The sequence below is a fragment of the Blastococcus saxobsidens DD2 genome (assembly GCF_000284015.1).
Lineage (GTDB): Bacteria > Actinomycetota > Actinomycetes > Mycobacteriales > Geodermatophilaceae > Blastococcus > Blastococcus saxobsidens_A.
Genome location: NC_016943.1, coordinates 4,239,024 through 4,253,060, shown reverse-complemented (window position 1 = coordinate 4,253,060; position 14,037 = coordinate 4,239,024). Strand labels below are relative to the sequence as shown.

14 protein-coding genes are annotated in these 14,037 nt (G+C 67.7%); 9 read left to right on the top strand and 5 right to left on the bottom strand.

What is annotated here, in order from left to right; all coding sequences use genetic code 11:
- Position 1: 1 nt before the first annotated feature.
- The 9 genes from BLASA_RS20130 to BLASA_RS20095 all read left to right on the top strand — a co-directional run bounded on the left by BLASA_RS20130 (position 2) and on the right by BLASA_RS20095 (position 9,858).
- Entirely contained in the window at positions 2 to 838 is an 837-nt protein-coding gene (locus tag BLASA_RS20130; RefSeq protein ID WP_014378094.1) for an ABC transporter ATP-binding protein, read from the top strand.
- On the top strand, positions 835 to 1,683 hold the full coding sequence (locus tag BLASA_RS20125) for an ABC transporter permease (RefSeq protein WP_014378093.1): 849 nt from the start codon (positions 835 to 837) through the stop codon (positions 1,681 to 1,683). The genes BLASA_RS20130 and BLASA_RS20125 overlap by 4 nt, the downstream gene beginning before the upstream one ends.
- Positions 1,684 to 1,731: 48 nt before the next feature.
- Complete coding sequence (locus BLASA_RS20120; RefSeq protein ID WP_014378092.1) at positions 1,732 to 3,966, top strand: acetate--CoA ligase family protein; 2,235 nt, start codon at positions 1,732 to 1,734, stop codon at positions 3,964 to 3,966.
- 33 nt (positions 3,967 to 3,999) lie between these two features.
- The gene (locus BLASA_RS20115; RefSeq protein WP_014378091.1) at positions 4,000 to 4,749 is read left to right on the top strand and encodes a sulfite exporter TauE/SafE family protein; all 750 of its coding nucleotides are present in this window, start codon (positions 4,000 to 4,002) and stop codon (positions 4,747 to 4,749) included.
- A gap of 103 nt (positions 4,750 to 4,852) precedes the next feature.
- The gene (locus BLASA_RS20110) at positions 4,853 to 6,385 is read left to right on the top strand and encodes an acyl-CoA carboxylase subunit beta (RefSeq protein WP_014378090.1); all 1,533 of its coding nucleotides are present in this window, start codon (positions 4,853 to 4,855) and stop codon (positions 6,383 to 6,385) included.
- 14 nt (positions 6,386 to 6,399) lie between these two features.
- A complete protein-coding gene (locus tag BLASA_RS20105; RefSeq protein ID WP_014378089.1) occupies positions 6,400 to 7,221 on the top strand; it encodes an SDR family NAD(P)-dependent oxidoreductase in 822 nt (273 codons plus the stop codon).
- Positions 7,218 to 7,811, top strand: coding sequence for an ABC transporter ATP-binding protein (locus tag BLASA_RS24425; protein ID WP_014378088.1), 594 nt, complete (start codon positions 7,218 to 7,220; stop codon positions 7,809 to 7,811). The genes BLASA_RS20105 and BLASA_RS24425 overlap by 4 nt, the downstream gene beginning before the upstream one ends.
- Positions 7,812 to 8,191: 380 nt before the next feature.
- Positions 8,192 to 8,974 (top strand): ABC transporter permease, encoded by a 783-nt coding sequence (locus BLASA_RS20100; protein WP_051005083.1) that lies wholly within the window; start codon positions 8,192 to 8,194, stop codon positions 8,972 to 8,974.
- Positions 8,974 to 9,858, top strand: a complete 885-nt coding sequence (locus BLASA_RS20095; protein ID WP_014378085.1) for a DUF6282 family protein — start codon at positions 8,974 to 8,976, stop codon at positions 9,856 to 9,858. Before BLASA_RS20100 ends, BLASA_RS20095 begins: the two co-directional genes overlap by 1 nt.
- 514 nt (positions 9,859 to 10,372) lie before the next feature.
- Here the strand turns inward: BLASA_RS20095 and istB are convergent.
- The 5 genes from istB to BLASA_RS20080 all read right to left on the bottom strand — a co-directional run bounded on the left by istB (position 10,373) and on the right by BLASA_RS20080 (position 13,906).
- Positions 10,373 to 11,122 carry an IS21-like element helper ATPase IstB gene (gene istB, locus BLASA_RS20090; RefSeq protein ID WP_014378083.1) on the bottom strand — a complete coding sequence of 250 codons (750 nt, stop codon included), beginning with the start codon at positions 11,120 to 11,122 and terminating at the stop codon, positions 10,373 to 10,375.
- A complete protein-coding gene (locus BLASA_RS24670) occupies positions 11,119 to 11,541 on the bottom strand; it encodes a Mu transposase domain-containing protein (protein ID WP_166486604.1) in 423 nt (140 codons plus the stop codon). The genes istB and BLASA_RS24670 overlap by 4 nt, the downstream gene beginning before the upstream one ends.
- On the bottom strand, positions 11,538 to 12,032 hold the full coding sequence (locus BLASA_RS24665; RefSeq protein WP_014378081.1) for a DDE-type integrase/transposase/recombinase: 495 nt from the start codon (positions 12,030 to 12,032) through the stop codon (positions 11,538 to 11,540). The genes BLASA_RS24670 and BLASA_RS24665 overlap by 4 nt, the downstream gene beginning before the upstream one ends.
- Complete coding sequence (locus BLASA_RS24660) at positions 12,005 to 12,490, bottom strand: transposase (protein ID WP_014378080.1); 486 nt, start codon at positions 12,488 to 12,490, stop codon at positions 12,005 to 12,007. Before BLASA_RS24660 ends, BLASA_RS24665 begins: the two co-directional genes overlap by 28 nt.
- 801 nt (positions 12,491 to 13,291) lie before the next feature.
- Positions 13,292 to 13,906 carry an NUDIX hydrolase gene (locus BLASA_RS20080; RefSeq protein ID WP_014378077.1) on the bottom strand — a complete coding sequence of 205 codons (615 nt, stop codon included), beginning with the start codon at positions 13,904 to 13,906 and terminating at the stop codon, positions 13,292 to 13,294.
- Between the last annotated feature and the right edge of the window lie 131 nt (positions 13,907 to 14,037).

The window sequence follows — 14,037 nt, the reverse complement described above, 5'->3', positions numbered from 1 at the left end:
CATGACGACCACAGGGAAGACCCCCGACGGCCCGCCGGTCGTGTCCGGCGAGGACGTCAGCATCGAGTACGGGGACCGGAACCGGGCTCGCTTCCTCGCCGTCGACGGCGTGACGTTCCAGATCCACCCGGGCGAGCGGTTCGTCATCATCGGTCCTTCGGGCTGCGGCAAGACAACCCTGCTCATGGCGATGGCCGGGTTCCTGCGTCCGCTGCGGGGGACGCTAAGTTCGAGCGGGCACCCCATCACCGGTCCAGGCCCGGACCGGGCCGTGGTCTTCCAGGACTTCGACCAGCTCTTCCCCTGGCGCACCATCCTCGGGAACCTCACTTACGCACTGCAGGTCACCGGCCGAGCGAAGGGCCAGGAGGCAACCCGTATCGCCGAGCAGTTCCTGGAAATGGTCCGGATCGGCGACGCCGCCCACCGCTACCCGCACCAGCTCTCCGGCGGGATGAAGCAGCGGGCCGCCATCGCCCGGGCGCTGGCGATCGAGCCCTCAGTGCTCCTCATGGACGAGCCTTTCGGTGCCGTGGACGAGATCACCCGCACCGCTCTGCAGCGGGAACTCGACCGAATCTCCCGGGCCACGCAGGTGACGCTGGTGATGGTGACCCACTCCATCCAGGAGGCCGCCTACCTGGGTGACCGGGTGATGGTTATGGCTGCCAATCCCGGGCGGGTCCGCGCGATCGTCGACACCTCCGGCGTTTCCGACCTCGACTCCCCCGGCTTTGCCGAGGCCGTCACCCAGCTGAGGACCCTGCTAGAAGGTCGACCGGCGACCGACCCGGCCATTGAGCAGGAGACCCGTGTCGCCGTGGGAGGACAGCCATGAGCCTCACCGACACCGCCGCCGTTCCCGGCGCCACTGCTGCGGCGGACCGGCAGACCGGCAGGCGTTTCCGCGATCTGCCACCTGCCGCCCGTCGCGGACTGCTGGCCGTCCTGCTGCTCGTGCTGTGGCAGGCGGCGGTGATGATCACCGGCGTCAGGTCGCTGCTCGTCCCCTCTCCTCTGGACGTCGCCCGCGCTCTGGTCGAGGACATCGCCAGCCTCGAGATCATCAACGCCACCTACTTCACGATGCGCACGCTGCTGACCGGTACGGCAGTCGGCATGGTGGTCGGGTTGCTGCTGGCGACGTTCGCGGTGCTGTCCCGAACCGGGCACGACCTGCTGAAGCTGCTGGTCTCCATCCTCAACCCGCTCCCGTCGATCGCGATCCTCCCGCTCGCGATGATCTGGTTCGGGCTGACGCCGACGGCGATCATCGTCGTGATCCTCAACTCGACGGTGTGGCCGATCGCGCTCAACGCCGACATGGGGTTCCGCACCGTGAGCCCGACGTTGCAGCGGGCCGCACGCACCCTCGGCATCCGCGGGCTACGCATGGTTCGGCAGGTCCTGTTGCCCGCGGCGCTTCCCCACCTGCTCTCGGGCGTGCGGATGGCCTGGGCCTTTGGCTGGCGGACCGTCGTGGCCGCCGAACTGGTCTTCGGAGTGGCCGGGGGGGCCGGAGGGCTCGGGTTCTACATCAACCAGAGCCGCTACTTCCTGGAGACGGCGAGCGTCTTCGCCGGTCTGGTCGTGATCTCTGCGCTAGGCCTGTTGATCGAGTCGGTCTTCGCGCTCATCGAGCGGCGCACCGTCGAGCGGTGGGGGATGGCCAAGCCGTCCTGACCGGCCTTCACTCCCCATCACTCACACCTCGTCCAGAGGAGACCACTCGTGACAGACACTGCTGCCTCGGTGCGCCTGCCGGCCACCGCACTGGATGGATCAGCCGACCTGGGAACCGCTGTGGAGGCGGCCCGCCGGTCAGGCAGTCGGGTCCTGCCGGAACTCCTCGCCAAGCACCTACTTCGTGAGCGCGGTGTGCCCACTCCTCGGGGAACCGCTGTGGTCAGCCCTGAGGAGGGGCGCACAGCGGTGGGCTGGCTGACCGCCCCGTACGTGCTCAAGGTCATCTCACCGACCGTCGTGCACAAGTCCGATCTCGGCGGCGTACGGGTGGGCCTGGCGGATGCGGACGAGGTGGCCGGGGAGATCACCGCCATGGAACAGCGCCTGCAAGAGGCAGGACACGACGTCGATGGCTTCCTCATCGAGGAGTTGGCCCCGGCCGGCCAGGAAATCGTCGTGGGAGCAGTGCGCGAACCGGGGCTCGGCTTCGTCCTCATGCTCGGTCTCGGCGGTGTCTTCGTCGAGGTCCTGCGCGACGTGACGTTCCGGCTCTGCCCGATCACCCGAGGCGACGTCGTGGAGATGCTCGGCGAACTTCGCGGCCGCAGTCTGCTCGACGGGGTCCGCGGCGCACCGGCCGCCGACGTGGACGCCCTCGTCGACGTGGTCGTGGCCATCGGCGGTGCCGACGGGCTGCTGGCGAACCTGCCGCCCGACGTCGTCGAGGTCGACCTGAACCCGGTGATCGTGGCGCCTCGCGGGGCGGCGGTCGTCGACGCCCGGCTCGTGATCAGCCGCGACCCCGCGCCCGAAGCCGCCGTCCACCGCGCCCCCGAACCCACCGACTTCTGCGCCCTCCTCACCCCCAAGACGGTCGCGGTTGTGGGCGCCTCGGCGCGGGGGACTACCCCAGCCAACCTGTACATCCGCAACCTGCGCGCGTTCGGCTACCACGGCGACATCTACCCCGTTCACCCCACGGCGGACTTGATCGAGGGCCTGCCGGCATCGCGGTCCCTCGGCGAGACCCCCACACCCGTCGACTACGCCTACGTGGCCGTGGCCGCAGCCTCGGTACCGGGCACCCTGGCTGCGGCCGATGGCCGGGTGCGATTCGCACAGGTCATCTCCAGCGGGTTCGGAGAGACGCCGGAGGGGGCCGACCTCGAACGCCAGCTCGTCGCGGCAGCGGAGCAGGCCGGCGTGCGGTTGCTGGGGCCCAACTGCCTGGGAACCCATTCGCCGCATGGCCGGGTGACCTTCGTCGACCGCTCGCCGAGCGAGCCGGGTTCGGTCGGCGTCATCTCCCAGAGCGGCGGGCTCAGCGTGGACATCCTCCGCCTCGGTCAGGAGCGGGGCCTCCGGTTCAGCGGTGTCGTGAGCCTGGGCAACGGCGCCGACGTCTCTCCAGCCGAACTGCTCACTCACTTCCTCGACGACCCGGCGACCGGAGTGGTCGCCCTCTACCTCGAGTCGCTGGCCGAGGGCCGGCGGGTGCTGGATGTGCTGCGCAGCCGCCCGGTCGACAAGCCCGTCGTCCTGCTAGCCGGCGGCCGAACGGCCTCCGGCGCCCGGGCCGCCCTTTCTCACACCGGTGCCCTGGCCGGCAATCACCTGCTGTGGCCCGCCCTGGCCCGGCAGGCCGGCCTCGTGCTCGTCGACACGCTCTCCCAACTGGTCGACGCGCTGCTGGCCTTCCAGCAGGAGGCCCTCGGAACTCGTTCGACCGGCACGGACGTCGTGCTCTTCGGCAACGGAGGCGGCACGAGCGTGCTGGCCACCGATGCCCTGGAGCGCGTCGGGCTGCAGGTCCCCAACCTGCCGGAGGAGACCGTTGCGGCGCTGCGCGCCCTCGGCCTGCCGCCCGGCACCAGCCTGGTGAACCCCCTGGACGCTCCCGCGTGGACGCTCGCCGTCGATGATGGACAGGTCGCCGAGCGGATCCTGTCCGCCGTGCTCGACACCTCCAGCCCGGCTGCGGTGATCTCCCACCTCAACGTCGGCATCATCATGAGCAATACGGCGACGGCCGAAAGCGACGTCATGGCCGGGCTGATCGATTCCATCGCGCGCGCCCGGGACCGCAGCCGGCACCAGTCCCACCACCTGCTGGTCCTGCGCTCCGACGGCAACCCGGCGGTCGAGCGGCATGTGCAGGCCTACCGCGAGCGGGCGCTGCAGTCCGGGCTCCCGGTCTTCGGAGAGCTGGTCGACGCGGCATCCGCAGCCGCTGCCCTGCTGCTCCACGAGCGCGTCCAAGCGCGGCGTGCCCAGCGATGACCGGACGGCAACCGGCCGCGGCTGCCGCGTCCGGTGACGGTGGACCTGGGAGCCGGCCACTGGACCGTCGTCCTGCTCGTGACCGCGCTCGGCGGGTTCGTCACCGGCACCAGTGGCTTCGGATTCGCTCTGGTGACGACGCCGTTCCTGCTCTGGGTACTGCCCCCACCACTGATCGTCATCACGAACCTGGCGGTGTCGGTAGCCCTGCGGTTGCCCCTGGTGTGGTCGGACCGGCGGTACGTAGCCGGCCGTCAGGCCCTGCTGATCGCGGTCGGGGGTCTGATCGGCTTGCCCTTGGGCATTGTCCTGTTGACCGGCCTCACCGAGCGAGCGCTGACCATCGGCGCGCAAGCCACGATCGTGGTGCTGAGCCTCGGCTACCTCGTGGGTGCCGACCGGCTGCCCCGGCTGCCCGACCCGAGCGGCCTGGGTCGAGTGCTCGTGGGGATCAGCAGCGGGGCGCTGAACACCAGCGTCTCGCTGTCCGGCCCACCGATGGTCCTGTGGCTGCTCAACCAGCAGCTGTCCGGCAGACCGTTCCGGGCCACGGTCTCCGCCGTCGGCCTGGTTCTCAACGTGGTCGGGGTGGTGCTGCTCATCCGCTCGGGGAGCGCGGCTATCGGCTGGTTGGTCGTCGCGGCGGCAGCGCTGCCGGGAGCGGCCCTGGGCCTGCTCTTGGGGAACTCGGTGCTGCACCGGCTGCCGCACCGCGCGTTCGTCCGGGGCGTCGCGCTCTTCGTCGTCCTCAGCAGCCTGACCGGACTGCTGCTCGCGCTGTGACACGCGCGCCCTGCACCACGTCCCACCGCACGGCGGCGACGCCGTCCCCCGCTGGGACACCCGTCGGCACACCCGTTGGAACACCTCTGCGATTGGAGTCGGCATGCCCTTCGAGGAACTGATCACCGAGCACAAGCGTCGCGAGGCTGCGGCGCTCGCCATGGGCGGTCCGGCGAAGCTCGCGGGCCGCGCCGAGAGCGGTGCGCTCAACGCCCGCGAGCGCGTGGACCTGCTCTTCGATGCCGGAACCTTCACCGAGACCGGTCGTTACGGCACCTCCAACCTGCCCGAGGTCCGCGACTCCACCCCCACCGACGGGAAGGTCACCGGTTTCGGCGCGATCGAGGGGCGCCCGGCCGGCGTCGTCTCCTACGACTTCACGGTCAAGGGCGCCTCCAGCAGCCAGACGAGCAACAAGAAGATGCAGCACATCAAGGACGTCGGCGCCGAGCGCGGAATGCCGGTCGTGTACTTCTGCGAGTCCACCGGAGTGCGCATGCCCGACATCATGGGCGGCGTCGGCATGGGCGGCATGAACGACAAGACGCGGTTCCTGCGGCGCCGGGAGAGCCCCTGGGCCTCGGCGGTCTTCGGGTACGCGTTCGGGTCGGCCGCCTGGCACGCCGTCGCAGCCGACTTCGCGGTGATTCGCAAAGGAGCCGTGATGGCGGTTTCCAGTCCCGGACTGGTCAGCATGGCCACCGGGCAGACCGTGGACCGCGAGACCCTCGGCGGCTGGAAACTGCACTCGCAGGTGACCGGGTTCGCCGATGCGGTCGCCGACACCGACGATGAGGCGGTCGAGGCGGTCCGTCGGTTCCTTTCCTACCTGCCGAGCCATCGAGACGAGCCACCGCCGGTCACCGGGGTCCCGGCTGGGTCGGGGGCCAGGGTGGGAGAGCTCCTGGGGCTGCTGCCGGAGTCGCAGTCCCAGGTCTACGACGTGAAGAAGGTCATCGACGCCATCGTCGACGAGGGTTCCATGTTCGAGCTCAAGGCTCGCTACGCACGCAACGCGGTGACGACGCTGGCCCGACTCGACGGGCACAGCGTCGGCATCGTCGCAAGCAACCCGCTGAGCAAGGGCGGCGCCGTCGACGCGGATGCCTGCGACAAGATCACCAGCTTTCTGGTTCTCTGCGACTCGTACAACATCCCGCTCGTCTTCCTCGTCGACCAGCCGGGCTTCCTGGTCGGCGTCGAGGCCGAACGCCAGAAGATCGCCGGCAAGGTCGTCAACTGGATGAACGCGCTGTCGCTCGTCACGGTCCCGAAGGTGACGGTGCTGATGCGCAAGAGCTATGGGCAGGCCTTCGTCAACATGGGCGCGGCCAACACCGCGGACACGGTGGCGGCCTGGTGGACGGCGAGCATCAGCTTCATGGACCCCCGGTCCGCCGTCCGTGTGGTCCACGGCATCACGCCCGACGAGGACCCGGAGAGGTACGACCGGCTGCTGCAGAACATGTCCCGCGACAACACCGCTTACGACCTGGCGTCGGTGTACGGCGCCGCTGACGTCATCGACCCGCGGGAGACCCGGGCTTACCTCCTGGACAACCTCGGCATCTACCAGAAGAGGCGGACCGAGGGCGTGGGCGAGCACCTGTTGAGCAACTGGCCGACGAGTTACTGACCGGGAGACCGACCATGGCCCTCCACCGATCCGCAGGACTCGTGCGGTACAACTTCTCCGACCGCGTCGTCGTGGTCACCGGCGCCTCGCGGGGGATCGGGGCCGGCATAGCGACGGCGTTCGCGCGCGCGGGGGCTCGGCTGGTCATCAACGGCCGGGACGCCGCAGCACTGGAACACGCGGTCGGCGACCTGCGGGAACTCGGTGCCGAAGCAGTGGGTGTCCGCGCGGACCTGCGGTCCCCCGAAGGCGCCCGCGACCTCATCGACACCGCGGTCGCCACCTTCGGCACCATCGACGTCCTGGTGAACAACGCGGGCGGCAACTTTGCACTGCCGCTCGCGGAGCTGAGCCAAAACGGGTGGCGGGCGCAGGTCGAGACGAACCTCAGCAGCGTCTTCTACTGCGCCCAGGCCTGCTACCCGGTGTTCCAGGCTCAAGGCGGGGGCCTGATCGTCAACATCGGGTCGGTCGCCGCCGATGCCGCACACCCGGGGCGGGCTGCGTACGGGGCAGCGAAGGCCGGCGTCGCGGCGCTCACCAAGACGATGGCGTGGGAATGGGCACCAGCCGGAATCCGAGTCAACTGCGTCGCGCCCGGCGCCGTGCACACCCCCGCATCCAGGTTCTCCGGCGGCGACGCCGCTGGCCAAGTGGCTGGCCACGTGCCACTGGGACGGCTCGGCGAGCCGGAGGACGTGGCGAACTCCTGCCTGTTCCTCTGCTCGGAAGGAGCGGACTACATCACCGGGATCACGTTGCGTGTCGACGGCGGCCCCTCCACTGCCCTGGCCGCCGACGGTGTCCGGGAGATCGCGCAGGACGTGCACGCATGACGCCCTCCGGGGCCGCCGTGAAGCTGACAAACGTGCACCACGGATTCTTCCACGGCGATAAGTTTGTACGTGCTCTCTGGGATTTCTCCTTGGAGATCCAACCCGGCCAACTCCTCTTGGTGGTTGGGCCGTCCGGATGCGGCAAGACCACCATTCTGACGATGGTGTCAGGCCTCCTGCAGCCGGGCCGCGGAACCGTCACCGTCGATGGCGCTCCCGTGACGTCACCCCGCCCGGTCATCGCCTACATGCAGGTGCGTGATGCACTGATGCCTTGGCGTAACGTTCAACAAAATGTTGAGTTCGGGCTCGAGGTGCACGGAGCGAAGCCTAATGAGTGCAGGGAGAAGGCGGCCGAATGGATCAAGCGCGTCGGACTGAAGAACTTCGCTCGCTCACGGGTTGGGCAGTTGTCACAGGGTATGCGTCAACGGGTCGCCATCGCGAGAACTCTTGCGCAGGAAACCCAGATGCATTCTTATGGTCGGACCGTTCGCAGCTCTCGACGCCCAAAATCGGGCCCTACAGAAAGAGGCATTCCTGTCCCTCTGGTCGGCGCAGGGAGCGACAGTCATCTTCGTGACGCATGACCTCGCTGAGGCGATTCTGTTGGGTGACAGAGTAATGCTTATGAGCCACCGGCCCGGCAGGGTGGTGGCGGATGTCCCTATCGACATACCAAGACCCAAACCCGCTGAGGCTCAATTCGAAAACGCCCGCTTCTTGGAATATCGATCTCAGCTCACAGGTCTTCTGAGGACGAAGTAGCGAGGGCGCGAGAAGCTGGGGACGCCAGATAAATAGGGACGAAGTCGTGCCGCTCGAGAGTCCTTACGTCGTCAGCGGCAGCTCGAAGCCGCCTACGAGTCCCGATCCCGTCAACGTGGACAGTTCTGAGAGTACCGCTCGCCAGGCGGTGATCCGGGAGAGTCGTCGGTCCCTGTTTAAGTCTTGGGCGTCGGGAATTGTTGTGCTCGTCGTCTTCTTAGGCGGCTGGTGGTTAGCTTGGAGAACGGAGATCGTCAATCCGCTATTTATCAGTAGCCCGATTGAGGTCGTCCGAGCCCTCGGGGTACTGCTGAGCACGTCCGAGACCTGGAGCGATATCTGGGCCACCTTAATGGCCTCGATCCTCGCCTTGGTAGTCGGCTCTGTCTTGGGCGTCCTTACTGGCATTCTCTTTGCCGCCTCGCCAGCAATCCGCAGGGGGCTGAACCCGTACTTGGCGCTAATCAACGGCATTCCGCGGCCCGCGCTCGCGCCCATCTTTACTCTGTGGTTCGGCCTGGGCGCGACACCGAAGGTCATTGTCGGCGCGAGCTTGGTGTACTTCGTCTTGTTGTTGAACACGCTGGCGGGCATGACGAGTATAAGTGCTGACATCATCACCTTGGCCCGATCGCTCGGCATGTCGCGGATGCAACTCTTTCGACTGGTGCAATTCCCGGGCTCACTGCCGAGTATCATCGCCGGCCTCCGGTTAGTTGCCGTCTACTCCTTTCTTGGAGTAGTCGTTTCGGAAATCGTCGCTTCGTATACCGGTCTTGGTCAGCTGCTGGTTCAATACACGAACCAGCTGGACACTGCCTGGCCCTTCGTCGTCGTGGCCATTATGTCAACGATGGCCGTCCTGCTGGATACGGCTGTTCGATTGCTGCAGAGAAGGGGTCGGAGAGGTATGACCTACCGCAGGGAATGGCTGCGGCCGCCCCTACAAGGCCATTGTGTCGGTTGCCGGATGGAGGCGTCGTAATGAGACTCCCGATTGGGGCGCTGGATCTGCACGTGCACAGCTACCCAGACCTCATGCCGCGCAGCGTCGATGATCTCCAGCTGGCCAGACTGGCTCGGGACTCGGGTATGGCTGGTTTTGTCTTGAAGTCGCACTATGCTCCCACGGCGGAGAGGGCATGGCTGGTCCGACAGGTCGTACCTGAGATTCGCGCTGTAGGTTCTATCGTTCTGAACCACTTCGTCGGCGGGTTGAATCCCCTTGCGGTTGAAGCCTTGGCGAGGGCTGGTGGCCGAGTCATCTACATGCCGACGTCGGATGCTGCCAACGAGGCCGACGTCCTGAACATCTGGGACCCGGGACGTGAGCTGCCTCCCTACCTACAGATCAAACAGGAGTTGATTGGGAAAGGCCGCCTGGGCCCACCCATCTCACTGCTAGACGATGCTGGGGAGCTCAGTCGAGAAACGTTGGCTGTGCTGGAGGTCATCAGAGATTACGATCTAGTACTGGCGACGGGTCACATCTCGCGAGATGAGACCCTGAAGCTTGCCCAGAATGCGCACGCAGCGGGCATAGGGCGCATAGTCGTAACTCATCCAGAGTCACCGCATATCGATATCGGGGTCGAAGAACAATTGAGTCTTCTGCAGTATGGTGTCGTCTTTGAGCGCTGTTTCGCCTATCTGCAGGAGCCGGACGTGCTGAGGAAGGCGTTTGCAGCCGTTCACGCAACCGGCGTGAGTAACAATGTGCTGTCGAGCGACCTGGGTGCCGTGACACGGGAGGACCCTGTGGCCGGCCTCAGGGCATTCGCTGAACTTGCCCGAAACAGCGGCTTCTCCGACGTCGACGTCCAGGCCATGTTCGCCGTTAACCCTTCCAGGCTCCTTGGACACTGCTGAGCACAGCGCCTGCCAAGTGGGGCTGGATGCCGGCTTTTCGAACTCGAGGGGAAGAAGGACATGATCTTGTGAGGATCGTGGCTTCGGGCTGAGAAGCCCATGGCCCCTCGATGCTGGCGGTGGATTCGAGCCGACAGTAGAGGGGCCATGAGTGAGTTCAGACGGTACGACGATCCTGTTCGGTCTGCCCGAAGCTCGGGTGCGGGAAGTGGTCCGCGTCCCGGACGGGACCCGGATGCTGCACGTCGTCACCGACGAGGAGGCCGCGGCGGCGTGCCCGGCGTGCGGGGTTCTGTCGATCAGCGCTCGGCAGCGGCGGGTGACCCGGCCGCGGGATCTGCCCTACGGCGAGGAGGGCTGCTGGTGCGCTGGCGCAAGGTCCAGTACGCCTGCCGAGAGAACGCGTATGTCGGCGTACGACCTCACGTGTCGTTGGGCGTACGGCCTGACGTGTCGTTCCCGCGGCGGTCTGATCATGGCATCGGCGGCTCCGGTGGGGTGAGGGGTCGGTCCTTCAGCCGGTAGCTGGGCCGTTGATGGGGAGCACGTCGCAGTGGTGCAGCAGTCGATCGAGGATGGCGGTGACAAGCACCTCGTCGCCGGTGATGGCGCCCCATTCGGAGAACGCCTTGTTCGACGTCAGGATGATCGAGCCGCGTTCGTAGCGGCGGGCGACCAGCTGGAACAGCATGTTGGCTTCGGCCCGGCTCAGCGGCAGATAGCCGACCTCGTCGAGGACGAGGACCGCCGGTTTGAGGTAGGTCTGCAGCTTCTTCGCGAACCGGCCCAGCGCCTCCGCCTCGCGCAGCTGGCGGACGAGGTCGTCGACGCTGGTGAAATAGATCGAGAAGCCGGCCTGGCAGGCGGCCACGGCCAGGGCGACGGCGACGTGGGTCTTGCCCACCCCGGGCGGGCCGAGCAGGGCCACGTTGGAGTGCGCCCGTACGAATCCGAGAGTGGCCAGGTCGCGTACTCGGCGCGGGTCGAGGTCGGGCTGGAAGGCGAAGTCGAACTCGTCGAAGGTCTTGTGGTGCGGCAGCCCGGAGAGTTTCAGCGCGTTGCGGAACCGCCGTCCCTCCCGCACGTCAACCTCTTCTTCGAGCACGAGATCGAGGAAGTCCAGATAGCCCAGCTGGGCGGTCTCGGCTCGGGCGGCCAGATCGGGTGCCTCGGTGGCCAGGTGACGCAGCAGCAGGCGTTCGGCGTGCCGGCGGATCCGGTCGGCGACCAGCCCCTCGGCCGGCCGGGCAAGTTGCTCGGTCATGCGGCACGGCCGATCGTGCCGGCCAGACCCGCAGCCTGGTCGTAGACCCTGGGGTCGCGGCGGGCCACCGCAACGCCCAGGTCGGGCCGCTCGAGCAGCAGCGGCATCGGCTCCAGCCGATCGCCGAGGGGCTGCTGCTGCTCGGCCGGATCGCCGAGGGTGACCGCCCGGGTGTGTCCGTCGGGCAGTCCCTCCCAGTGCGCGAGGTCGATCTGGTCGTCCCCGCGGTGCCGGGCCCGCCGGTGCCCGGTGAGTTGCCGCGGATCGGCGCCGATCGCGTGAATGGCCACCGTCTCCGGGCCGACCCGCAGCTCCACCGTCATCCCCGCGGTCACCTCGGTGGCCGGGATGGAGTAGCGGGAGGGCTCGAAGGAGACCAGGCAGTCCTTGCCGGCCCGGCGCAGGAACCGGTCGGTCACCCGATATTCCGCCTGCGGCATCGGCAGCAACGCGGCCCGGTCGGCCTCCGCCCGCACGCCGATGACCTGCCCGTGGGTGCGATGCACTTGGCCGCGGCGGATCGGCAACCAGTCACCGAACGCCGCATCAGATCGTCGAGGCTGCCAAAGGCGCGGCCGGCGAGCACATGCTCGCGGACGATGAGCACCTGCCGTTCCACCCGGCCTTTGCCGGTCGGGCGGCGGGCGGCGAGCACGTCGATGGCGAACCCGTAGTGCTCGGCGAACGCCGCGGCCTCCGGATGGATCGGCACTGTCCGCCCCGGTGCCACGTGCCGGCGCACGATCGTCTTCGTGCGGTCGTAGACGATGCTGCCCGGCACCCCGCCGAAGTGCGCGAACGCCCGCAGGTGGCAGCCGAAGAAGGTGGCCAGATCCAGGCTGGTGGTGAAGCAGCAGAACGGATCCCGCGAATACGACAGGGTCATGTGGAACGAGTAGACGTAGCGCACCCGAGCGCCTTCGCGATCGTCCTCGATTCGGTGCCCCAGTCCACCTGCGCCTGCGCCCCGGGTGTGGTCTCGAACCGGCGGTGCAGCCCGGTCAGTGGCCCGGGCAGCTCGACGTCGGCGGCGATCCGCGGCCGCGCCTCGGCGACGTAGAGCTTGACCCGCTGATACGAGCCGGGAAAGCCGTGCTCGGCCACTAGCCGTTCGTGAATCACCGAGGCGCGCAGGGTGATGTCGGTGGCCAGCCACGCATCCACCACCGGGGCCAGGTGCTCGATGAGCCGTGGCTGGGTGCCGATCCTCTTCGGCGCCGACGGTGGCACCGCCGGCCCGTTGATGTACTTCTTCACCGTTCTCGGATCCAGTCCGAGCTCGGCGGCGATCTCCTTCCAGGTCGCTCCGGCGTCACGCAACGGCTTGAACCGTCGTAGATCCATCCATGCCTCCGGCGGCAGGATCATGGGCGGTCACCCTTCGGTCTGTCTGCTCGGCGGCTGACAGCCGAAGGGTGATCACCACCGATGGGCGAGGTGAACAACCCGCCGGAGGAACGACACATCAGGTCGTACGCGGACAGCGTACGGGCGGCGGGCGTTCACCGAGCAGATCGACGAGCTTCCGGCCGGGTTCCGAGTGGCCAGACGGCTGCGCCGCAGCGTCGCCGACCGGGTGGGCGAGGGTGGCCGGTCAGGGGCGATGCGCGGGGTTGCTGAGCTGCCCGATCAGTCATGCGGCGTCGGTCGCCGAGGCCGACCGTCAGCTGACCGATCCGGAGCCGGAAGCCGTGCTGGGCATCCATGGGACCCGCCGTGGCCAGCCCCGCTGGAGAAGGACGCCGAGGGCGGCCGGCGGGTGAAGCTGGAGACTTTCGAGACCAACTCTGTCGCGCCGCCGTCGCCCACGCGCTGTCAACGGCGGACGCTTGGCGGCAGATGAAAGATGACCCCCTCGTGTTCATGTGTCCGGTGGTGGCCGGGGAAATCCGGCCGAGGTCTCGGTTTCTGAGCTGGTAGCTGTCGCCGCTGAGGGCGATGACCTCGGCCTGGTGCACCAGTCGGTCGATCGCAACCTCCTGCTCCTCGAGCAGCCGCAGTCAGACCCGCCGGGCGGTGCGCCGCTGCTTTCGCGGCGCCTCCCGGTCGGCCTGCAGCCAGCCGCGCACGTGGCCACGTGCGGCCCCAGCACCGGGGCCACCCGCTGCGGGGCGCCCCATCACTACGGCTCCAGGTGGGGCCACTTCAGGCTGCACACTCAAACACTCTCTAAGACCAGGAGGACACGGGCTGCTCAAAATGTGCAACTCGCGTGATGCGACCGCGTCGGGCGACCTGGCAGAACTGGTAGATAATCGCCGCGGTCGGGGCGTGAATGTAGCGCCCCAGCACGGGCACTTGGATGACGGGGAACTCGGATTCGGGGATCGTGATGAATCGCGGCTGGACGTCGAGGTCACCGAGGGGGATCTCGTGGACGCTGGCCACCTCGCCCTCCGAGGGCACCGGCTCGCCGATGTCCCGGGCCCAGAAGACGACCGGTGTGATGATGTAGCCGGATCGGGTGGCATAATCGTCCAGAAGGCCGAGGACGTCGGTGGGCTGCAGCGTGATTCCTATCTCCTCCCGCAGTTCTCGGAGCGCGGCGTCGACCGTCGTTTCACCGGCGTCACGGCGACCGCCCGGCAGCGCCCACTGCCCGGCATAGGCACGCATCCTCGGGGCCCGGCGTGTGAGGAGGAGGCTGGCGATACCCGTCCCGCGGGTGACGCACACGGCGACCGCTGAGTGCTTCAGGTCTGGACGGCGGATCTCTCGCCTCGGGAACTCCTCAAGGCGTGCGGCCATGGATGCCCGACAGGATTCCTGTATCGCATCCTTCATCTGGGTCGTCTCCGTTTGCGTCCCGGGGCGGACCGAAAAGCCCGTGATTCGGGCGACACCAGCGGAATTATGCAGCCGGCCGCTCGCTCTCCGTCAGCGAGTTGCACCCCACGGCACAGAACTTAGCCCGG

Bases quoted from the DNA above. Each gene is read 5' to 3' on its own strand.
- BLASA_RS20130 (WP_014378094.1), top strand. From the start codon at position 2: ATGACGACCACAGGGAAGACCCCCGACGGCCCGCCGGTCGTGTCCGGC.
- BLASA_RS20125 (WP_014378093.1), top strand. From the start codon at position 835: ATGAGCCTCACCGACACCGCCGCCGTTCCCGGCGCCACTGCTGCGGCG.
- BLASA_RS20110 (WP_014378090.1), top strand. From the start codon at position 4,853: ATGCCCTTCGAGGAACTGATCACCGAGCACAAGCGTCGCGAGGCTGCG.
- BLASA_RS20105 (WP_014378089.1), top strand. From the start codon at position 6,400: ATGGCCCTCCACCGATCCGCAGGACTCGTGCGGTACAACTTCTCCGAC.
- BLASA_RS24425 (WP_014378088.1), top strand. From the start codon at position 7,218: ATGACGCCCTCCGGGGCCGCCGTGAAGCTGACAAACGTGCACCACGGA.
- BLASA_RS20095 (WP_014378085.1), top strand. From the start codon at position 8,974: ATGAGACTCCCGATTGGGGCGCTGGATCTGCACGTGCACAGCTACCCA.
- istB (WP_014378083.1), bottom strand. From the start codon at position 11,122: ATGACCGAGCAACTTGCCCGGCCGGCCGAGGGGCTGGTCGCCGACCGG.
- BLASA_RS24660 (WP_014378080.1), bottom strand. From the start codon at position 12,490: ATGATCCTGCCGCCGGAGGCATGGATGGATCTACGACGGTTCAAGCCG.
- BLASA_RS20080 (WP_014378077.1), bottom strand. From the start codon at position 13,906: ATGAAGGATGCGATACAGGAATCCTGTCGGGCATCCATGGCCGCACGC.